20 protein-coding genes are annotated in these 20,528 nt (G+C 73.4%); 9 read left to right on the plus strand and 11 right to left on the minus strand.

What is annotated here, in order from left to right:
* The first annotated feature begins 15 nt into the window (after nt 1-15).
* Nucleotides 16-672: a DsbA family oxidoreductase gene (locus ACWD6P_RS07390; RefSeq protein ID WP_451443066.1), complete on the plus strand. Its 657-nt coding sequence runs from the start codon at nt 16-18 to the stop codon at nt 670-672.
* Nucleotides 673-821: 149 nt separating this feature from the next.
* The gene (locus tag ACWD6P_RS07395) at nt 822-1,925 is read left to right on the plus strand and encodes a M24 family metallopeptidase (RefSeq protein ID WP_451443104.1); all 1,104 of its coding nucleotides are present in this window, start codon (nt 822-824) and stop codon (nt 1,923-1,925) included.
* A 273-nt stretch (nt 1,926-2,198) separates the two neighbouring features.
* Here the strand turns inward: ACWD6P_RS07395 and ACWD6P_RS07400 are convergent, their stop codons facing one another.
* The gene (locus ACWD6P_RS07400; RefSeq protein WP_451443067.1) at nt 2,199-3,212 is read right to left on the minus strand and encodes a zinc-binding dehydrogenase; all 1,014 of its coding nucleotides are present in this window, start codon (nt 3,210-3,212) and stop codon (nt 2,199-2,201) included.
* A 427-nt stretch (nt 3,213-3,639) separates the two neighbouring features.
* Between ACWD6P_RS07400 and ACWD6P_RS07405 the strand changes: the two genes are divergently transcribed.
* The gene (locus ACWD6P_RS07405; protein ID WP_451443105.1) at nt 3,640-4,284 is read left to right on the plus strand and encodes a pentapeptide repeat-containing protein; all 645 of its coding nucleotides are present in this window, start codon (nt 3,640-3,642) and stop codon (nt 4,282-4,284) included.
* A 125-nt stretch (nt 4,285-4,409) separates the two neighbouring features.
* Here ACWD6P_RS07405 and ACWD6P_RS07410 read toward each other — a convergent pair whose 3' ends face one another.
* Nucleotides 4,410-4,907 (minus strand): hypothetical protein, encoded by a 498-nt coding sequence (locus ACWD6P_RS07410; RefSeq protein ID WP_451443068.1) that lies wholly within the window; start codon nt 4,905-4,907, stop codon nt 4,410-4,412.
* Between the two features lie 109 nt (nt 4,908-5,016).
* On the opposite strand from ACWD6P_RS07410, the gene ACWD6P_RS07415 reads away from it, so the two are divergent.
* Nucleotides 5,017-6,510 (plus strand): SGNH/GDSL hydrolase family protein, encoded by a 1,494-nt coding sequence (locus ACWD6P_RS07415; RefSeq protein WP_451443069.1) that lies wholly within the window; start codon nt 5,017-5,019, stop codon nt 6,508-6,510.
* Nucleotides 6,511-6,617: 107 nt separating this feature from the next.
* Here the strand turns inward: ACWD6P_RS07415 and ACWD6P_RS07420 are convergent, their stop codons facing one another.
* A complete protein-coding gene (locus tag ACWD6P_RS07420; protein WP_451443070.1) occupies nt 6,618-7,325 on the minus strand; it encodes a response regulator in 708 nt (235 codons plus the stop codon).
* A complete protein-coding gene (locus ACWD6P_RS07425) occupies nt 7,322-8,605 on the minus strand; it encodes a sensor histidine kinase (protein WP_451443106.1) in 1,284 nt (427 codons plus the stop codon). Before ACWD6P_RS07425 ends, ACWD6P_RS07420 begins: the two co-directional genes overlap by 4 nt.
* Nucleotides 8,606-9,000: 395 nt before the next feature.
* On the opposite strand from ACWD6P_RS07425, the gene ACWD6P_RS07430 reads away from it, so the two are divergent.
* Nucleotides 9,001-9,555, plus strand: coding sequence for a GlcG/HbpS family heme-binding protein (locus ACWD6P_RS07430; RefSeq protein ID WP_451443107.1), 555 nt, complete (start codon nt 9,001-9,003; stop codon nt 9,553-9,555).
* 399 nt (nt 9,556-9,954) lie between these two features.
* Here ACWD6P_RS07430 and map read toward each other — a convergent pair whose 3' ends face one another.
* Entirely contained in the window at nt 9,955-10,722 is a 768-nt protein-coding gene (map, locus tag ACWD6P_RS07435; RefSeq protein ID WP_451443071.1) for a type I methionyl aminopeptidase, read from the minus strand.
* 96 nt (nt 10,723-10,818) lie between these two features.
* Here map and ACWD6P_RS07440 point away from each other — a divergent pair, with 96 nt between their 5' ends.
* Nucleotides 10,819-11,091, plus strand: coding sequence for a helix-turn-helix domain-containing protein (locus ACWD6P_RS07440; protein WP_451443072.1), 273 nt, complete (start codon nt 10,819-10,821; stop codon nt 11,089-11,091).
* A gap of 317 nt (nt 11,092-11,408) precedes the next feature.
* On the opposite strand, the gene ACWD6P_RS07445 is transcribed toward ACWD6P_RS07440, so the two are convergent.
* Complete coding sequence (locus tag ACWD6P_RS07445) at nt 11,409-11,984, minus strand: TerD family protein (RefSeq protein WP_384424968.1); 576 nt, start codon at nt 11,982-11,984, stop codon at nt 11,409-11,411.
* Between the two features lie 204 nt (nt 11,985-12,188).
* On the opposite strand from ACWD6P_RS07445, the gene arfB reads away from it, so the two are divergent.
* The gene (arfB, locus tag ACWD6P_RS07450; protein WP_451443073.1) at nt 12,189-12,617 is read left to right on the plus strand and encodes an alternative ribosome rescue aminoacyl-tRNA hydrolase ArfB; all 429 of its coding nucleotides are present in this window, start codon (nt 12,189-12,191) and stop codon (nt 12,615-12,617) included.
* Between the two features lie 164 nt (nt 12,618-12,781).
* Here the strand turns inward: arfB and ACWD6P_RS07455 are convergent, their stop codons facing one another.
* The gene (locus ACWD6P_RS07455; protein WP_451443074.1) at nt 12,782-13,396 is read right to left on the minus strand and encodes a flavin reductase family protein; all 615 of its coding nucleotides are present in this window, start codon (nt 13,394-13,396) and stop codon (nt 12,782-12,784) included.
* Between the two features lie 337 nt (nt 13,397-13,733).
* On the opposite strand from ACWD6P_RS07455, the gene cdgB reads away from it, so the two are divergent.
* Together cdgB and ACWD6P_RS07465 are read left to right on the plus strand one after the other, a co-directional pair.
* Entirely contained in the window at nt 13,734-15,404 is a 1,671-nt protein-coding gene (gene cdgB, locus ACWD6P_RS07460) for a diguanylate cyclase CdgB (protein WP_451443075.1), read from the plus strand.
* 318 nt (nt 15,405-15,722) lie between these two features.
* Entirely contained in the window at nt 15,723-16,640 is a 918-nt protein-coding gene (locus tag ACWD6P_RS07465) for a carbohydrate-binding protein (protein WP_451443076.1), read from the plus strand.
* A 115-nt stretch (nt 16,641-16,755) separates the two neighbouring features.
* Here the strand turns inward: ACWD6P_RS07465 and ACWD6P_RS07470 are convergent, their stop codons facing one another.
* The 4 genes from ACWD6P_RS07470 to ACWD6P_RS07485 all read right to left on the minus strand — a co-directional run bounded on the left by ACWD6P_RS07470 (nt 16,756) and on the right by ACWD6P_RS07485 (nt 20,493).
* Complete coding sequence (locus ACWD6P_RS07470; protein WP_451443077.1) at nt 16,756-17,124, minus strand: hypothetical protein; 369 nt, start codon at nt 17,122-17,124, stop codon at nt 16,756-16,758.
* Nucleotides 17,125-17,209: 85 nt separating this feature from the next.
* Nucleotides 17,210-18,127 (minus strand): 1-phosphofructokinase family hexose kinase, encoded by a 918-nt coding sequence (locus tag ACWD6P_RS07475; RefSeq protein ID WP_451443078.1) that lies wholly within the window; start codon nt 18,125-18,127, stop codon nt 17,210-17,212.
* Nucleotides 18,128-18,322: 195 nt separating this feature from the next.
* Nucleotides 18,323-19,534 carry an N-acetylglucosamine-6-phosphate deacetylase gene (gene nagA / locus ACWD6P_RS07480; protein ID WP_451443079.1) on the minus strand — a complete coding sequence of 404 codons (1,212 nt, stop codon included), beginning with the start codon at nt 19,532-19,534 and terminating at the stop codon, nt 18,323-18,325.
* A complete protein-coding gene (locus ACWD6P_RS07485) occupies nt 19,534-20,493 on the minus strand; it encodes an ROK family protein (protein ID WP_451443080.1) in 960 nt (319 codons plus the stop codon). The genes nagA and ACWD6P_RS07485 overlap by 1 nt, the downstream gene beginning before the upstream one ends.
* Nucleotides 20,494-20,528 lie beyond the last annotated feature (35 nt).

Here is a 20,528-nt window from a genome sequence, read left to right on the forward strand (position 1 = left end):
GGCGGGAAGGGGGCGATGCGCCCGCCCCGGCGGGTGGAGATCGTCGCGGATCTGGTGTGTGTGCACGGGTATCTCAGGTTCACCCGGTTCCTGCGGGCCGCAGCACGCTATCGGGACGGCGGCAGCGTGACGGGCGGCAGCGTGACGACCGTCTTCCGGCCGTATCAGCTGCGGCCGGACGCGTCGGCTGCCGGTGAGCCGCTGTTCGAGGAGCACAAGCGCGACCGTGGCGAGGAGTTCGCCCGTGCGGTCGCGGCGGACTCGTCCATCGGGGCGGCGGACGGCCTGGAACTGAACTTCGGGCGCGCCGTGTTCACCAACACCTTCGACGCCCATCTGCTGCTGTCCCGGGCGTCCGCCCAGGGGAAGGGCGAACAGATGGCCGAGCGGCTGTTCCGGGCGTACTTCACGGACGGGCTGCACATCGCCGACGGCGACACGCTGAGGCGGCTGGCCGGTGAGGTGGGTGTGGTCGTGGCGGCTGGCGAGGAGGAGGGGCGGGAGCGGGACCGGCTGCGTGCCGAGCTTGCTCGGGTGCGGCGGTGGCGGCTGCCCTCGGTGCCGGCGTTCCGCTTTGCGCACGGTCCCGTCCTGATGGGCGAGGAGGACGGGACCGAAGAGGCGTTCCGCGCGGCACTGGAGGGCGAGGCCCCAGAAGGAAGTAGGAAGTAGGGAGGTACGGAGTGGGGAGCAGGGAGGTAGGGGGCAGGGGCAGGGGAGTAGGGACTAGCGGAGTGGGGGCTGATTCTGACGGGTCGTAAACGATTCATAGACGGCTCGTAGGGGTGTATCGGCGTAAGTTCACCGGCATGGTGATTTCGATGACCCACGAGGACTACGAGCGGCGGATGGAGCGCGCGGGGCAGGCCGCCGCCGAGGCCGGGCTGGCCGGGCTGGTGGTGACGCCGGGGCCGGATCTGGTGTGGCTGTGCGGCTACCGCCCGCCCGCCGTCACGGAGCGGCTGACCGCCCTGGTGATCGAGCCGGGGCGGCGCCCGCGGCTGCTGGTGCCCGTACTGGAGCGGCCGGACGCGGAGCGCTCCGCCGGGGCCGGGGCGCTGGAGGTGGCCGGGTGGAGCGATGGCGCGGATCCGTACGCGGAGATCGCCAAGTGGGTTGCCCCGGAAGGCCGTTACGGGGTGTCCGACGCCACCTGGGCGCTGCATCTGCTGGGGCTTCAGCGGTCGCTCCCGGGGAGCGCGTACGCCGCGCTGACGGAGGTGCTGCCGATGCTGCGCGCCGTCAAGGACGCCCATGAGGTGGCGCGGCTGGCCGCGGCCGGGGCCGCCGCGGATGCGACGTACGACGACATCCTGGGGGTGCGCTTCGCCGGGCGGCGGGAGCTGGAGGTGGCCGCGGACCTCGCGCGGCTGCTGATCGAGCACGGGCACAGCCAGGTGGACTTCACGGTCGTCGGCTCGGGCCCCAACGGCGCCAATCCGCACCACGAGGCGGGGGAGCGGGTCATCGAGGACGGCGACATGGTCGTGCTCGACTTCGGCGGGCTGAAGGACGGCTACGGCTCGGACACGACGCGGACCGTGCACGTCGGCGAGCCGGGCGCCGAGGAGCGCAAGGTGCACGACATCGTGCGGGAGGCGCAGCAGGCGGCCTTCGAGGCGGTGCGGCCGGGCGTCGCGTGCCAGGACGTCGACCGGGTGGCCCGGAGGGTGATCAAGGCGGCGGGCTACGGCGAGTACTTCATCCACCGGACCGGGCACGGCATCGGGGTGACCACGCATGAGCCGCCGTACCTGGTGGAGGGCGAGCATCTGCCGCTGGTACCCGGGATGTGCTTCTCGATCGAGCCGGGGATCTATCTGCCGGGGCGGTTCGGGGTGCGGATCGAGGACATCGTGACGTGTACGGACTCGGGCGGGCGGCGGCTGAACGAGACGGCGCGGGAGATGGCGGTGGTGCGGTAGGGGCCGGCCCGGTAGAGCCCGGTAGAGGGTGCATGGGCCTTCGCTCTGGGTGGGGACCGCTCTGGGGCGGGCGGGATGGGGCCCCGGCCCCCGGGGTGGGTGGGGCGAGGGCTCGGCCCCCGGGGGAGAGGGTGGTTAAGGGCCCGGCCCCAGTGCGCGCGGGTCAAGAGCCCGGGCCCTGGGGGTGGTCAAGGGCTCAGGCTCGGGGCGGCAGGTCAAGGGCCCGGCCCCCGGGGTGCCTGGCCCGCCCGCCCGCCCGTGCCGCGCGCCGGACTACGGCACCAGGACCACCTTTCCCATCGTGCCGCGGGTCTCCAGGGCACGGTGGGCGGCCGCGGCCTCGGACAGCGGGAAGGACTGGACGCCCGGTATCAGGCGGCCGGCCGCGGCCTCCGCGAGTGCGGCGGTCTCCAGGGTGCGGATCGGATTGTCGCCGCCGGCCTTGGCCAGCATGGGCGGGCCGAGCACCGGCTCGGAGGTGATCTGACGGGCCGCCAGCTCGGCGTCGGTGAACTCCAGCGGGCCGCCGGTGAGGGGGCCGCCCGAGGACCAGCCGAAGACCAGATGGCGGCCCCCCTTGGCGAGGAGGTCGACGGCCGCGCGTCCGGGTGCGCCGCCGACCGAGTCGAAGACGAGCGTGGCGCCGGGTGCGCCACGGCCGTCGAGGAAGGCGCGGACCAGCGACGGCCAGTCGTCGTCCGTGTAGTCGACGGCGAGGTCGGCGCCCAGTTCGCGGACCCGCGCCACCTTGGCGGCGCCGCCGGCCAGCCCGATGACCGTCGCGCCGGTGTTCCTGGCGTACTGGACGAGCAGGGAGCCGATGCCGCCGGCGGCCGCGGGGACGAGGACGACGTCGTCGGCGGTGAGGTCGGCGAAGAGCAGGATGCCCATGGTGGTGCGGCCGGTGCCGATCATGGCGACGGCCTGGGCGGGGGTCAGGTTCTCGGGGATCGGGTGCAGCCGGTCGGCGGCGACGACGGCCAGTTCGGCGTAGCCGCCGGGCGCCATGCCCAGGTGGGCGACGACGCGTCGGCCGAGCCAAACGGGGTCGGTGCCCTCGCCGAGCGCGTCGACCGTGCCGGCGACCTCCCGGCCGGGCACGGTCGGGAGCTGGGGGAGCGGCATCGGCCCGCCCTTCTGGCCCTCGCGCAGGGCGGTGTCCAGCAGGTGGACGCCGGCCGCGGCCACCGCGATGCGGACCTCGCCGGGGCCCGGTACGGGGTCCTCGACGGTCTCGTGGACGAGGTTCTCGGCGGGGCCGAAACTGTGCAGCCGGATCGCGTGCATGGCGCTGTCTCCTGGGGAGTTGGAGTGAGTGTGGGGCGTGCAGACTCACCCTGTTACCTGAAGTTTGGTTGAGGTCAACTCCCTGCGGTGAGGTGGCTCCCCGCGGTGAGGAGGCTCCCCGCTGTGGGGCGGCTCCGGCCGCCCGGGCCCGCACGCGCTCCGTCGGCCGCTGTGCGCGTTCCGCGCGTTCCGTCGGCGGCTCCGCGCGTTCCGCCATCCGCCTTACGTGCCTCGCCACCCGCGTTGCCGCAGGTCAGGGGTGATTGTCAGTGGGGTGGTCCACGATGGGTGGGCAGGCGCGGAACGAGTACGGAACGAGTACGGAATGAGCGCGGGACGTGTACGGGACGCGAAGGCAACGCGTATGGGACGCGGGCCGCGCGAGGACGGAAGAGGTGATCGCGTGGCGGGGCGCGGCAAGGAGACGGTGCGGGCGGTGCGGCGGCCGGAGGTGCGGTTGCCGGAGCTGGCGGCGTGGGACGGCAGGGAGCTGGAGACCGAAGGGGACTACGACGGGCTGGAGTTCGCGGAGGCCGACTGGGCGCGGCAGTCGGCGCGGGGCGCGCGGTTCATGGACTGCGCCGTACGGCGCTGCGGGCTCGACGAGACAGTGCTCGGCCGGGCGCGGTTCATCGACAGTGTGCTGAGCGGGGTGCGCGGCGTCGGGACGGATCTGTCCGGGGCGTCACTGCGCGATGTGGAGGTGTCGGACGCGCGGCTCGGCGGGACGCAGCTGCACGGCGCGGTGCTGGAACGGGTCGTGGTGCGCGGCGGGAAGATCGACTTCCCGAATCTGCGGCGGGCGACGCTGCGAGACGTCGCTTTCGAGGGGTGCGTACTGATCGAAGCCGACTTCGCGGGGGCGGAGCTGGAACGGGTCACGTTCGACGACTGCACCCTGGCGCGGGTGGACTTCTCCCAGGCGACGATGAAGGACGTCGACCTGCGCGGCGCGGCCGCGGTCGACATCGCGCGGGGGATCGACCGGCTGTCGGGCGCCGTGATCAGCACGTCCCAACTGATGGATCTGGCACCGGCGTTCGCGGCACAGATAGGCGTACGGGTGGAGTGAGCGCGGACCCACACGGCGGAGCCACACGGCGGGCTCACGTGGCGGGGCCACGAGGCGGGCCCACGTGGCGGGGCCTCGCCGGCCACTCAGGCTATTCCGGCCGTTCCGGGCGCTGCGGCGCCGGGTCAGACGCGGGGAAAGCGGGCCTGGAGGTCCCAGACGGCAGGGTTGTCGCCGAGGCCGTCGTGCATGTCGGTGAGGTCGGCGATCAGGTCGTGCAGAAAGTCGCGGGCCTCGCGGCGCAGCGCGGAGTGGTTGAAGGTGAGCGGGGCCTCGTCGGCCGGCATCCAGTCGGCGTCGATGTCCACCCACCCGAAGCGGCGCTCGAAGAGCATCCGGTCGGCCGATTCGGTGAAATCCAGCTCGGCGTGGACCGGGCGCGCGGAGCGGCTGCCCCGGGGGTCGGTGTCGAGCTGCTCGACGATGTCGCACAGCGCCCAGGCGAAGTCGAGGACCGGCACCCAGCCCCAGGCCGTGGACAGCTCGCGGTCCGTCTCCGTGTCGGCGATGTAGACGTCACCGCAGAAAAGGTCGTGGCGCAGCGAGCGCACGTCCGCGGTCCGGTAGTCCGTCTGCGGCGGATCCGGAAAGCGGCGGGAGAGGGAATAGCCGAGGTCGATCACGCCTTGATGGTGTCACGCCGGTGCGGCGGATCATCGCCCGCACCGACCCGACCCGGGGCCGCAGGCGGCCTTGGGGGAACACACAGACCAGAGGGTGGGGAGAAAGATCATGTCTGGTTCCATGGTGAGACGTACGGGTGCCGCGCTGCTCTCGGCGGCCGCGCTGGCGGCCCTGCCGGTGCTGCCGGCCCTGCCGGGCGGGTCCGGCCCGCAGGGCGCGGCGGCGTACGCGGCCGACGCGGGCAGCGGCCACGGCGACGGGCACGCCGGTGGGCAGAGCGGCGGCCACGGCAGCGGTGGCCAGGACGACGGGCACAAAGCCCGGCACGGCAGCGGCGGCCAGGGTGACGCACGCAAGGACCGGCACGAAGGCCAGCGCGAGGAACGGCACGAACGCCACCGCGAAGATCGGCACGAAGGCCAGCGCGAAGACCGGCACGGCAGCGACCGGTGGCGCGGCGGCTGGGCGGCCTCGCCGCAGTCGCCGACCAGCGTCTTCAGCCCGAACTGGTCCGAGACCGGCTTCGCCCGCCAGACCGTCCGCCAGATCGTCCGGGTCAGCACCGGCGGCACACAGGCCCGTATCGAGTTGTCCAACCGCTACGGCCGCACGCCGCTGAAGGTGGCCGGTGCGACCATCGCCCGCGCCGGCCAGGGCGCCTCGGTGCAGCCCGGATCCGTACGGACGCTGACCTTCGACGGCCGGCGGTCGGCGACCGTACCGGCCGGCGGCGAGCTGCTCAGCGACGGTGCCGCACTCAAGGTCCACGCCCTGGAGTCGCTGACCGTCACGCTCTACCTGGACGCCCCGACCGGCCCGGCCACCTTCCACGCGCTGGCCGGAGCCACGAGCTACCGCGCCTCCGGCGACCACCGCTCCGACGCCGGCGCGGCGGCCTTCACCGAGACTTCGCAGTCCTGGTACTTCCTCTCGGGCGTCGAGGTCGCCGGCGGCCGGTCCGCGCACCGCGACGGCGTGGTGGCCTTCGGCGACTCCATCACCGACGGCTTCGGCGCCACACCCGACGCCGACAACCGCTACCCCGACGAGCTGGCCGAGCGGTTCGCCGCCACCGGCCGCCCGCGCAGCGTCGTCAACCAGGGCATCGGCGGCAACCAGCTCACCCACGACACGGACTTCGCCGGTGAGAAGGCCGTGGCCCGCTTCCGCAAGGACGTCCTCAACGAGCCGGGCGTGGGCACGGTCATCCTGCTGGAAGGCATCAACGACATCGGAATGAGCGAGTGGAAGGACGGCCCGGTCGAGCCGTCCCCGGACGTGAGCGTCGAACAACTCATCGCCGCCCAGCGCGAGTTGATACGCCAGGCGCACGCCAAGGGCATCAAGGTGATCGGGGCGACGCTGACACCGTTCAAGGGCGCCGCCTACTACACCGAGCGCGGCGAGACCAAGCGCGACGCACTCAACGATTGGATACGCACCTCCGGCGAGTTCGACGGGGTGATCGACCTGGACCGTGCGCTGTCCGACCCCGCTGACCGGGACCGGATGGCGGCCGCGTACGACGTCGGCGACCATCTGCACCCGAACGACGCCGGATACCGCGCGATGGCCGAGGCCGTCGACCTCGGGGCGCTCTGAGGGCGCGGACGACCCCGGGGCGTTCTGAGGGTGCGCGTGACCCGCTGCCGGAGCCGTCAGCCGTCAGCCGTCAGCCATCGGCCGTCAGCCATCAGCCGTCGTCGCCGTCAGGGCAGCAGCCGCTGCTCCTTGGCGACGGAGACGGCGCCGGCGCGGGTGTCCACACCGAGCTTGTCGTAGATGCGGCCCAGGTGCGTCTTGACCGTGGCCTCGCTGATGAACAGGGCGCGGGCGATCTCACGGTTGCTCAGCCCGCGCGCGAGCTGGCCGAGGATGTCGAGCTCCCGGTCGGTGAGGGTGGGGCGGGGGCTGCGCATCTGGGCCAGGACACGGTGGGCGACCGGCGCGGAGAGCGTGCCGCGGCCCGCGGCGGCGGCACGGATCGCGGAGAACAGCTCCTCGGGCCGCTCGGCCTTGAGCAGGTAGCCGGTGGCACCGGCCTCGATGGCGCGGTTGATGTCGGCGTCGGTGTCGTAGGTCGTCAGCACGAGGACATGGGGGGTGCCGGCGGCGGCAGGCGGTGAGGCCGGGGCGGCGGCGGACGCGGCGCCGGACGCGGCCCCGGGGCGGGCGATGCGGCGGGTGGCTTCGATGCCGTCGATGCCGGAGCCGAGCTGGAGATCCATCAGGACCACATCGGGGCACAGCTTGGCGGCCATCGCCACGGCCTCCTCACCGTCGCCGGCCTCGCCGATGACCTCGATGCCGGGAGCGCTGCTGAGCAGGGCGAGCAGCCCGGCGCGCACGACGGCGTGGTCGTCGCAGAGCAGGACGCGTACGGGGGTGTGCGCGGGGGCGCCGGAGGATGGGGTCATGGGGCGTTCTCCAGGGGGACGGCGGCGGACAGGACGGTGCCCTCGCCCGGTGCCGATTCAATGGTGAGGGTGCCGCCGAGCTGCCGCATCCGGGCGTGCATGGCGGGCAGGCCGTGTCCGCGTACCCGCCCGGAGGCGGGGGCCGAGACCGGGGTGTACGGGGCCGGAGGCGGGGTGAAGCCGCGGCCGTCGTCCGCGATGTCGAGGACGATCTGGTCGCCGAGGTAGCTCAGGGTCAGGGTGACCGTGGTCGCGGCGGCGTGCTCACGGGCGTTCGCCAGGGCGCCCTGGGCGATGCGCAGCAGCGCGGACTGCACCCGGTCGGGGAGCGGAACGGCCGTGCCGTCCTGGTGGAACCGTACGGCCGGGCCACGGGTGGCCGGCTCGTCGCTCGCCGGGCCCGACCCTCCCGTACGCGCCGCGAGTTCGCGCAGCGCCTCCGGGAGCGAGGCGCCGTCGGCCAGGTCGGCGGGGGCGAGGTCATGGACGAAGCGGCGGGCCTCGGCGAGGTTGCGGGCGGTGATCTCGGTGGCCGTACGGACATGGCCGCGGGCGGTGGCCGGGTCACGGTCCCAGGTGCGCTCGGCGGCCTGCAGCAGCATCTGCTGGCTGGACAGCCCCTGCGCGAGGGTGTCGTGGATCTCCATCGAGAGCCGCTGCCGCTCGGCGAGGGTGCCCTCGCGCCGCTCCGTGGCGGCCAGTTCGCGGCGGGTGCGCAGCAGATCGCCGATCAGCGCCCGCTGGCGTTCGGCCTGCCGCTCCATATGGACGAACACGGCGGTGGCGAGCGCCGCGATGGCCGGCGGGGCCAGCAGCAGATTCGGGTCGAAGCCGGTGGACAGCCGCAGTTGGGCGACCACGACGAACGCGGTGAGCAGGCCCACCAGCAGCGATGCCGCACCGGCCGGCAGCGTCCGCAGACCCGTGTAGAACAGCGGCACCGCACACCAGGCGAAGCTCGGCGCGAGAAGCACGAGGACGACCCAGGCCGTCACCACCGCGCCCAGCCACAGCAGCCGGCGGGCGGTGGGCCGCCGCTCGTCGTGCGTACGGGAGCCGAGCGCCGGGCCGAGGACGTACAGCAGGGCGAGGGCGAGGCTGAGGGCGATGATCCACGGGGTGCGGGGCTCGCCGGGGTGCCGGAGCAGGAAACGGGCGAGCGAGGCGCCGAGCAGCAGGAAGAACGCGAGATGCATGACCGGGCCCAGCCAGCGGGCATCCGGATGGGCGTCTCGCGGCGGGTCCGCTGCCGGGGGCTGCGGGGTGCTGTGCACGTGGATCTCCTCGTCGGGCTCTCCGGTGAGGCCGGGCTGCGACCGTACGCCGCGGCCCGTGAACCTACGCCCGGGCTCGTACGACCGGCCGGGGCCCGCATGAGGCGGCCGGGCACAGCCGTGGCGAGCCCGGAGGCGTCGCCGGCCTTTTGGTCGCTGACCGCACGTTCGCTGACCTCTTGGCCGCTGACCGCGCGTTCGTCGGCCTCGTGGTCGCTGGCCTTGTAGCGGATGACCTCGTAGTCGTAACCCGGGCGGAGAGCGGTCCGCATCAACCGATCGGCCGATACCCGTATCCCCCATCATGCACGGCGATCCGGGCCGGAACGCCGACCCGCGCGGCCCCGTGCGCCTTCGACGATGGGGACATGACTCAGAACCCGGCCGAGAAGACCCCGGTCATCAAGAAGCTCTCCCCGCGCGCCCGTATCGTCGCCGGTGCCGCCGCTGCCGCCCTGCTCGGCGCGGGCACCCTCGGAGCCGTCTCCGCGACCGCCGCCCCCGCACCGGCCGCCGCCCCGTCCGCTGCCACCACCGCGGACAAGAGCCACACCCGCACCACCACCCACCGCACCCTCGGCGCCGCGACCCGGGCCGCCCGGGCCGCCGTGGACGCCGCGAAGAAGGGGGGCCACGCGGTCTCGGTCGCCGTCGTGGACCGCAACGGCAGCACGCTCGTCCAGCTGCGGGGCGACGGCGCCGGGCCGCAGTCGTACGAGTCGGCCGCGCGCAAGGCGTACACCGCGGTCTCTTGGAACGCCCCGACCTCGGAGCTGGTCAAGCGTCTCGAGCAGGCGCCCACGCTCAAGGACATCCCCGGCACGCTCTTCCTCGGCGGCGGCGCTCCCGTCCAGGCCGAGGGGGCCCCGATCGCGGGCATCGGCGTCGCGGGCGCCCCGAGCGGCGCCCTCGACGAGCAGTACGCACAGGTGGGCGCGCAGGCACTGGGCGGGTAGCGGGAGTCGCCGCGGCGGCTTGCTCGTTCCGCCGGGGCGTTCCGCTGGGGGGTTCCGACGGGGCGTCCCGTAGGGGCGTGCCGTAGGGGTGTCCCGTAGGGCGGGGTCGAACGCTTCCCGTAGGGGGCGCGAGGGCCCCCTGCGGGGCCACAACGGGCCGGGGCGGGGCGGTATTCCCAACGGGTAACGGGTGGGGTCCCCGGGCCCCGGAGCCTCGGACACCGAACCCCGGCCCCCCAGGCCCCGGGTCCCCGAACCCCCGGGCCCCGGAGCTCCGGACGCCGGGCTCCCGAACCCTCGGGCTCCCGAACCCCCGGGCCTCCGAACCCCCGGGCTCCCGGGCCCCCAGGCTCCGGACCCCGGCCCCCCTGAGCCGCCGCGATGTGCCCCGCAGCGCCCCTACGGCATCGTCAGCACCCGCGGCCCCTCCTCCGTCACCGCCACCGTGTGCTCGAAGTGGGCGGCGCGGCTGCCGTCCAGCGTGCGCAGCGTCCAGCCGTCGCCGTCCGCGCGGTAGGCGCCCGTGCCGCCGGAGAGGAACATCGGCTCGATGGCGATGACCAGGCCGTGGCGCAGTACGAGACCCCGTCCCGGGCGGCCGTCGTTGGGCACCGGCGGGTCCTCGTGCATCCGGCGGCCGATGCCGTGCCCGCCGAAGTCCTCGGGGATGCCGTAGCCGGCGGCGCGCCCGACGCTGCCGATCGCATGGGAGATATCGCCGATCCGGGCGCCGACCACCGCCGCCTCGATGCCCGCCGCCAGCGCCCGTTCGGTGACGTCCATCAACCGCCGGTCCTCCGGGCGCGCTGCGCCGACGGTGAAGCTGATGGCCGCGTCGCCGGCCCAGCCGTCCACGATGGCGCCGCAGTCGATGCTCACCAGGTCGCCGTCGCGCAGCCGCGACGCATCCGGGATGCCGTGCACGATCGCGTCGTTGACGGAGGCGCAGATGACGGCGGGGAACGGAGTGGGGGCGAAGGACGGTCGGTAGCCGAGGAACGGCGAGGTGGCGCCGGCCTCGCGCAGGACCGTACGGGCGACCTCGTCCAGCTCCCGCAGCCGCACCCCGGGGGCGGCCGCCGCGCGCGCCGCGGCCAGCGCATCGGCGACGACCCGGCCGGTCACCCGCATCGCGTCCAGTGCCGCGTCCGTCTTGATCTCCACCATGAGTACGCCCTCCCCGGCGCCGGCCCGGCCGTGGGCATCCGACCCGAGCCGGTATTTCTTTACCGGTATTTGTTTACCGGTATTAGTATCACGGGCATGGTGCGGACTCCTTTGACCCCCTGGGAACGTGAACGCGGCGAGCGGCTCGGCGCGCTGCTGCGTACGGCGCGCGGCGAGCGCAGCATGGTCGAGATCGCGGCGGCGGCGGGGCTGTCCGCCGAGACGCTGCGGAAGATCGAGACCGGCCGGGCGCCGACACCGGCGTTCTTCACGGTCGCCGCACTGGCGGGCACCCTCGGGCTGTCGCTGGACGAGGTGGCGACGCTGGCCACACCCCCCGAGGCGGCACCCACGGAAGCGGTCGCCTGACGGGAGCGGGAGCGGGGAGCGGGAGCGGGCCCCTTCCCCGATTGATCGCCGCAGCGTGACCGCTGCCCATACGGTCACCGCCGTGCGGCCCTGCCCATACGACAACCGCCGTGCGACCCCTGCCGTACGGCCACCGTCGAGTCCCCCCGCCCCCTGCGCAGCACAAAGGGCCGGCCCCCAAGGGGACCGGCCCTGCTGCACTGCCGCGCCTCAGGCACCTGAACTACGCGAGATACCCGAGATACCCGAGGTATGCGAGATACGCGAGAAACACGAGGTACCTCGCGAGACGCCTAAGGCTGGAACACCCGCATACCTCAGACGTTCACGCCGAAGTCCTGCGCGATGCCGACGAGGCCCGACGCGTAGCCCTGGCCCACGGCGCGGAACTTCCACTCGGCGCCGTTGCGGTACAGCTCGCCGAAGACCATCGCGGTCTCGGTGGCCGCGTCCTCGCTGAGGTCGTAGCGGGCGATCTCGGCGCCGCCGGCCTGGTTGATGATGCGGATGAAGGCGTTCCGCACCTGGCCGAAGTTCTGGCTGCGGTTCTCGGCGTCGTAGATCGAGACCGGGAAGACGATCTTGTCGATGTCGGCCGGCAGACCCGCCAGGTTGACGTTGATCTGCTCGTCGTCGCCCTCGCCCTGGCCGGTGACGTTGTCGCCCGTGTGCACGATGGACTGGTCCGGCGTGGCCTTGTTGTTGAAGAAGACGAAGTGCTGGTCCGAGTAGACCTTGCCGCTCGGGTTGACCGCGATCGCGCTCGCGTCGAGGTCGAAGTCGGTGCCGGTGGTGGTGCGGACGTCCCAGCCGAGGCCGACCGTGACGGCGGTCAGGCCCGGTGCCTCCTTGGTGAGGGAGACGTTGCCGCCCTTGGACAGGCTTACAGCCATGGGGATGTCCCTTTCCTTGTCAACGCGTCGAATCGTCGGTTTCCGTGCTGCGCACGAAGCTACCGTCACTCACCACAACGTCGTGAGGGGACCACGGGGTTCCAGCTGTCTTTACTCTCTTTGCCGAATCCTGATGCGGACGCCTCCGCGGGCGCCCCGTAAAGAGGGTGACGAGGGTCCCCGGCCCGGGGGATCATAGGACGCATGTCCGGGCCCCATGTCATCCGCGGTTCGGTCGTCCTTCCAGAGGCCGAGCTCGTATGGCGATTCTCGCGGTCCTCGGGTCCCGGCGGCCAGCACGTCAACACCAGCGACAGCCAGGTCGAGCTGCGCTTCGACCTCGTGAAGACCCAGGCGCTGCCGCCGGTGTGGAAGGAACGCGCCCTGGAGCGGCTGGCCGGACGGCTGGCCGACGGCGTGCTGTGCGTACGCGCCTCCGAGCACCGCTCCCAGTGGCGCAACCGCGAGACCGCGGCCGTCCGGCTCGCCGCGCTGCTGGCCGAGGCCACCGCGCCGCCGCCCAAGCCGCGCCGCAAGTCGCGGATCCCACGGGGCATCAACGAGCGGCGGCTGCGCGAGAAGAAGCAGCGCGGCGAGACCAAGCGCGGCCGCTCGGGCCGCGACTGGAGCTGAGCCCCGGTACGGCACGCCGCACCCCGCCCCGCCCGGACCGGTAGGCCGCTCGCCCGGACCGGCCGACCGCTCGCCCACCCTGACGGCGCCCGCCCCGGCCCCCGCTCACCCGGCAGGGCCCACCCCGCCCGCACCCACCCCGCCCGCACCCACCCCACCCGCGCTCACCCCAACTGCCGGTACCTCCCGCGGAAGTACGTCAGGGGGCCGTCGTCCTCATTGGGGATCGACGTGGCCAGGACGCGCCCGATGACGAGCGTGTGGTCGCCGGCCACGATCCGCTGCTCGGTACGGCACTCCAGCGTCGCCAGCGCGCCCGAGATGAGCGGCGCGCCGGACGCTTCGCCCCGTACATGCGCAATGTCCTCGAAGAGCAGTCGGTCGCTGATGCGGCCTTTCATTGCGAATCGTCCGGCAACCTGCCGCTGATGGCCCGACAGCACCGACACGGCCCACAGCGGCTGCAGCGCCAGCAGGTCGTCCATCCGCGAGTCGTTGCGAACGCTCACCATCACCAGCGGCGGATCGAGGGACACGGACAGGAACGCCGTGGCGGTCATGCCGACGTCCTCGCCGCGCGGCCCGTCGTCCGGGTCGTGGGCGGTGATCAGCACCACGCCGGCGGCGAGGCGGGACAGGGCGGCGCGGAACTCGTCGTCACTCACCCCACCAGAATGCGGGATCGGTGCGCCGCCCGGCACGGATGCCGGGGCGACGACGGGTGTGGCTGGGGCGGCGGGCCCGGCGGCCGCCACGTCGGCGGGGGTTTTCGTGAACACGCCATGAACGCTAACTTCCCCGCGTGCCGGCCCGCATCGGACCCGGGGACCAGGCGCGACCTAGGTCCGGCGGCCGAGTCGCCGGGCGTGGCGGGCGCCCGGGAGCCGGGAACCTCAGAATTTGCGTTCAGAAAGTGTAGAAATAGTGAACGTGGGCTCGAATAATGGCTGCGCGGTAGATCACCAACGCTCGCTCACGGTCTGTGACTTGAGTCACAGCAGGCGCTAATTGTTGACCCTGTGTACCGAGTGAACAGCTCACTGTGATTCAGTGAGCGAGGAATCGGACGACGAAGAATCGTGGAGTTTGCTGTCGAGGTCTCAGGGAGAGCGAGCGATGGAGACCGAGTCGGAGCCATACGTCCGCCTTGCGACCCTGCGGCAGCTGCACCAAGTGGTCGCCGAGCTGAACACCGCACGCAGCCTCGCGGACACCCTGCAGACCGTCGCCGACGGCGCGCTCAACGGCCTCGGCTATGAGCTGGCCGCCGTCAACCTCGTCCGCCCCGACGGAGACCTCGTCGTCGCCGCGGTGGCCGGCAGCGCGGGCGCCGAGGCCCTGATGGCGGGCCGGGTCGGCTCCCGGGCCTCCTGGGACCGCCGGCTGTCCATGGGGGAGCGCTGGGGCGACCTGCGCTTCATCCCGTACACCGAAGGCTGGGTGCTCGACGACGACGACGTCCCGCAGTGGCACACGGCCGGCCCTGCACCCCGGTTCCCCGACGAGTGGCACCCCATGGACCGCCTCTTCGCGCCCATGTACAGCGCCGGCACCGCCGGCGGCGAACTGCTCGGAGTGATCTCCGTCGACCGGCCGCGCAACGGCCGCCGGCCCGGCCCCTGGGGCCAGGAAGCCCTCCAGATGTTCGCCTTCCAGGCCGCCATCGCGATCAGCAACGCCCGGCTCCGCGCCAACATGCAGCGCGCCCTGGTCCGGCTGGAGCGCGAGCAGCAGGCACTGCGCGCCAGCGAGGAAAGCTTCCGGCAGGCCTTCGAGTACGCGCCCAGCGGCATGGCCGTGGCCGAAATGGGCGGCGACCAGCACGGACGGCTGCTGCGCACCAACGACGCCCTGTGCCGGCTGCTGGGCCGCACCGCCTCCGGACTGCGCCGCTACTCCTTCTCCGACCTGGTCCACCCCGAGGACATCGGCACCCTGCTGCGCACCTCCGCCGAAGGCGGCCGCGCCGAACTGCGCCTCGCCCGCCGCGACGGCACCTACGTCTGGGTCTCGCTGCGCAACTCCGTCGTCGCCGACACCGCCGACGGCCCCCGGTACCTGCTCACCCACGTCGAGGACATCGAGGAACGCAAACGGCACGAGCTGCAGCTCGCGCACCGCGCCAGCCACGACTCCCTGACCGGGCTGCCCAACAGCGCCGAACTGCGCGCCCGCCTCGGCGCCCGGCTCTGCTCCCGCCGGCCGGGCTCGATGGCCGACGCCTACGCCTCCGCGGGCGGCCTGCACCCCAGCGACCCGCACGGCTTCCACGCCGACGGCAAGGAGCCGTTCGACGGCATCGACGGCTTCGAGGGCAAGGCCCCCGTCCCGTTCGACCACCACGTCCACCTCATCGCCCCCGCGGACGGCCCGGCCGACGACGGCTCCAAGGGACTCGCCGTCCTCTTCTGCGACCTCGACGGCTTCAAATCGATCAACGACCGCTTCGGCCACAACACCGGCGACGCGGTGCTCATCGAGGTCGCCCGCCGGCTGACCAGCGGAGTACGCGACGGCGACACCGTCGCCCGGCTCGGCGGCGACGAGTTCGTGGTGCTCGCCGACGGCCTGGGCACCGCCGACGCCCAGGACCTCGCGGTCCGCCTGCGCAACGCGATCATCCCGCCGATCCGGGTGGAGGGCCGCGCCGTCCGGGTCGGCGCCAGCTTCGGCATCGGCTGGGCCAGCTGCGGAATGACCGCCGAAGAAGTGCTGGAGTCCGCGGACCAGCGGATGTACGTCGAAAAGCGCTCCCGCTCCAAGGCGGGCCGGCGCGCGGCCGGCTAGAGCCTGCCCGAGGGGCCAGGACCCGAAGGCCACGGCCCGGCCATGCCCCCACCGGACAGGCCCCGGCACCGCCCGCGCCCCGGCCGCCGACTGCCGCGCATCTCACACCCGCACCCCGCCGCCCTCCGCACCAGCGGTTCACCGATTCGTAGCGATCTTGTGGCACTCCGGGGCCGGTGTGGCCCGGCCGCGAGGGGGTAGGCTGCGCCGATGCGGCGCGGGGGCGCCGGGGGTCCGGGAAGACGGTGCCGCGCAGCCGACTGCGCACACGTACCGACGCATACACGACGCGCACACATCGCTTGGGAGTGACACGGAATGACGGCCGGCAACAACGGCGCGGACACGCCGGAGAACGACGACCCGTTCGCCTACCTCTACCGCTCGGAAGGCGGCCAGGACAGCGCAGCGGGCTCGGCGGGCGACGGCGCACCCGCCCGCCAGCCGGGAGTCCCGCGGACCTCCTACAACCAGGTACGCGCCGTCGGCCAGCGCCAGTACGGCCAGCAGGCCCCGCAGCAGATCACCTACGGGCAGCCGAACGCCACCTACGCCGCGCCCGAGACCCTGCCGGGCGGCGACCGCACCCGCGCCGTCCCCGCCGCCGGCCACCACGGCGGCGCGGAGCCGCGCCGCCGCAACGGCCTGCTGATCGGCGCCGTCGCGGTGGTCGCGGTGGTCTGCATAGGCATCGGCGTCGCGATGCTGACCAACAGCGGCGACAAGAAGACCGACGACGCGGGCAAGCCGGGCCCCACGGCCGGCGACACCGTCAAGCCCAACGAGCCCACCGGCAAGCCCGAGCCCGGTGAGCTGCCCAAGGACGACGCGGGCACCCTGCGTCTCGACGGCGGCGCCAGCACCGCGAAGGACGTCCCGGGCGCGCGCTCGTCCGGCGGGACCTACGTCGCCGGCATGAACACCCCTGGCGCGTCCGCCACTTGGACCCTGGACGTTCCCAAGTCCGGTGACTACACGGTGTTCGTGGGCTACGGCGTCCCCGGCAAGGACGCCAAGTCCACGATGACGATCAACGACACCGACACCCGCAAGATCAACATGGGGAACTTCGCCAAGGCGGCGGAGGGTGACTGGGAGAAGGGCTGGACCCGTACCTTCAGCTGGGTCCAGCTCAAGCAGGGCCAGAACACCGTGAAGGTCTCCTGTGAGCAGGGTGATCAGTGCGACTTCAACCTCGACCAGGTCTGGTTGAAGGCCGGCCACGTCAAGGGCTGACGCCCCCGGACGCCCCCGAGCGCGGCGACGCCGCCCACTCCTCACGAGGTGGAAGGGCGGCCTGGAGGGGCCCGGCAGGCCGTTGTCGGTCGGTGCTACTCGGTGCTACTCGGTGCTACTCGATGCGCTGGATCGTGACGCACCGCGCGGCAACCCACCCGAGCCGGTTCTGCGCGTTGAGGACCGCCACCCACGTCTTGCCCTGCGGGCCGCCGCTCCAACAGGTGTACGAGCTGCCCGTCTTGAGCTGGCAGTCGGACCTCGCGCACTTCCGCTCACTGTTCTTGGCAATGGTGCCGACCGAGGCGGACGCGGAGCTGCGCTCGGCCCTGAGGGTGGCGGCGTGCTTCGGGTGGGTGAAGACTCCACCCCACTCCACGGACGCCTTGGTGACGGCCGGTGCCGCCTGCGCGGTTCCGGCGACGGCCAGCGGCAGGAGAAGCGCGGTTCCGGCCACGGCGGTGGCGAGTATGCGGCTCTTCACGATCAGTTGCTCCTTTGGGCGGTACAAGTGCCCCGGCAACTCAAGTGATCTTGAAGTTGTCTGTCAAACCCGGTGACGCATCCGGTCACGGGGCAGTGGCGACCTCGATGCGGGGCAGCAGGTCCTCGTACGTGGCCTGGTCGAACTCCCCTGCCGCCGGGGCCCGTACGGTCGCCGCGGACAGCGCCACCGCGCGGATCAGACGGTCCGGCCACGGCAGCTCCTCCACCAGGCCCGACAGCAGCCCCGCCACCGCCGAATCGCCGGCGCCGGTGGGATTGCCGGCGAACCGCCGCGGCGGAACGGCCTGCCAGGCACCGTCGGCGGTCACCGCCAGCATGCCGTCCGGGCCCAGTGACGCGGCCACCGCATGGGCGCCGCGGCGGCGGGCGTCGCGAGCGGCACGCAGCGGCTCGGTGCTGCCCGTGAGCGCCGCGAGCTCATCCGCGTTCGGCTTGGCCAGATCCGGGCGGGCGGCCAGGCCCCGGCGCAGCGGCTCGCCACTGGTGTCCAGCAGGACCGGGACGCCCGCGGTGCGCGCCGCGCGGGTGAGACGGGCATAGACGTCGACCGGGACACCCGGCGGGAGACTGCCGCACAGCGCCACCGCCCGCGCCTCACCCAGCAGTTCACGATAGGTGCCCAGGAACGCGCCCCACTCGGCGGGGGAGACCACCGGACCCGGCTCGTTGAGCTGAGTGGTGTCCCCGCCGGCCGCGTCGACGACGGCGACGGTACGGCGGGTGGCACCACCCACCGGCACCAGCGCGTCGGTGACCTCGGTGTCCGCGAGCAGCGCGCGCAGCGCGTCACCGGTACCGCCGCCCGCGAAGCCGGTGGCGACCGTACGGTGACCGAGCGCGGCCAGTACGCGGGCCACGTTCAGGCCCTTGCCGCCGGGGCGTTCGGACACCTCGCTGACGCGGTGCGTGCCGTGCGGACGGAGCCGGGGCACGCGGTAGGTGATGTCCAGGGCGGCGTTCAGCGTGACCGTGAGGATCATGGTCGCCCCTCCGGGCAGTCATGCCGGGCGGCCGCGCGTCGGGCAACCGCACTCGGCGGCGGCATGCGGACAAGTGCGCGAGCGATCATGCCATCGCCGGTGGTGGTTGGCCCAGACCCGGGGTAACCGCCATGCGGTCGCCGACCCTGCGCGGCCACGGCAGCCTGCGTAGCCGCCGTGGTACGCCCGCGGGCCTCACACCCCCCGCGGGCGCACCAGCCACTCGCCCCGCCGCATGACGCCCGCCACCTCGTACGCCGCATCGAGCACCACCAGGTCCGCGTCCTTGCCGGCCTCCAGGGAGCCGACCCGGTCGTCGATGCCCAGCAGGCGGGCCGGAGTCGCCGACAGCGCCTGCACGGCCTGATCGACCGTCAGACCGTCCACGGTGACGGCCCGGCGGAAGGCACGGTCCAGCGTCAGCGTCGAGCCCGCGATGGAACCGGCCGTGGGCCCCTCGCTGATCCGCGCGACACCGTCCCTGACCTCGACCCGCATCGGGCCCAGCGGATACATCCCGTCGTCCATCCCGGCCGCACCCATGGCGTCCGTGATGAAGGCGACCCGCCCGGCCCCCGCCTCGCGGAACGCCAGCTGCAGCATCGCCGGGTGCAGATGGGTGCCGTCATTGATGAGCTCGACGGTGATCCGCTCGTCCTCCAGGAGCGCGGCGACCGGGCCCGGCGCCCGGTGGCCCAGCGCCGGCATCGCGTTGAACAGGTGGGTGGCGACCGTGGCACCCGCCTCGATGGCCCGGCGGGTGGCGTCGTAGGACGAATCGGTGTGGCCGATCGCGGCGATCACCCCCGCGTCGGCCAGCAGCCGCACCGACTCCAGGCCACCGGGCAGCTCCGGGGCGACGGTCATCATCACCGCGCTGCCGTGCGCCGCATCCAGGAGCTTGCGGACGTCGGCCGGGTCCGGGTCGCGCAGCAGATCCGGCTGGTGGGCGCCGCAGCGCTGCGCAGAGATGAACGGGCCCTCGAAGTGGACACCGGCCAGCTCGCCCTGCTGGACGAGTTCGGCGAGCACCCCCGCCTGCCGGGCCAGCTCCGCCAGCTCACCGGTGACGGTGGAGGCGACCATCGAAGTGGTGCCGTGCCTGCGGTGCGTCTCGACGACCGTCATGCACTCATCGGCGTCGGCCGACGAGAAGGAACCGCCGCCCCCGCCGTGCACATGCATGTCCACGAAGCCGGGCACGACGAGATGGCCCGACAGATCCACCACGCTGCCCGCCCCACCCTCGTCCCGGTCCGCCTCCCGGCTGCGGACACCGGCGATCCGGCCGCCCTCGACGGTGATCAGGCCGCCCTCGACGACACCGGACCGCCGGGCGATCCGGGCGCCGGCCAAGGTGGTGCGGCCAGGGCCCGAAACCGGCTGCGCGGACTGTTGCTGTGCCATCAGGCGGTTACCTCCGTGGAGAGAAGATCCCAGGCGAGGAGCCCCGCGCCCAGGCACCCGGCGGCGTCCCCCAGGGCCGCCGGAACGATCGAGGGGAGCCGCTGGAACGTAACGCGCCGGCGGACCGCTTCCCGCAGAGGCACGAACAGCGTGTCGCCCGCCTCGGCGAGCCCGCCACCGATGATCAGCGTCCGCGGGTCGAGCAGCGTCAGCCCGGTCACCAGGCCGTCGGCGAGCGCGTCCACCGCCCGCTGCCACACCGCGCCGGCCCGCTCGTCGCCGGACGCCACCGCCTTGGCCGCATCCGCCGCACCGGCCCGCGGATCGCCGCAGACCGCCGCCCAGTCCCGGCCCACCGCGGCCGCCGAAGCCACCGTCTCCAGACAGCCGCGCTGCCCGCAGCCGCAGGCACGCCCACCGGGCCGTACGACGATGTGGCCGATCTCGCCCGCGCTGCCGTGCGCGCCCGCCTCGATCCGGCCGCCGATGCCGATGGCGCCCGCGATGCCGGTGCCCAGCGGGACGAACAGAAAACGGTCCGCGTCCCGGCCGGCGCCGATCCGGCCCTCCGCCAGGCCGCCGGCCCGCACGTCGTGGCCGAGGGCGACCGGTACCCCGCCCAGCCGCTCGGACAGCAGCGCCCGCATCGGTACGTCCCGCCAGCCGAGGTTCGCGGCGTACACGGCGGTACCGGAGCGCTCGTCGACGATGCCGGGGACGGCGACGCCGGCCGCCTCCGCGGGGGCGCCGAAGCGTGCCACACCGAGGTCGCGCAGCTCGGCGGCGAAGCCGAGGACGGCCTCCACCACTGCCTGAGGGCCGCGCTCGCGGCCGGTGGGACGGCGCGCCTCGTACAGCAGGAAGGGCGGGGTCTTCGGGGACGGCGCGGCGTCGTCCACCCCTACGAGGGCGGCCTTCATCCCGGTGCCGCCCACATCAAGGGCGATGACGTGTCTCACGGGAACAGTTTCGCGCGCCCCGCCCCGAAAGGTCT

This window comes from Streptomyces sp. NPDC002446 (assembly GCF_053595675.1).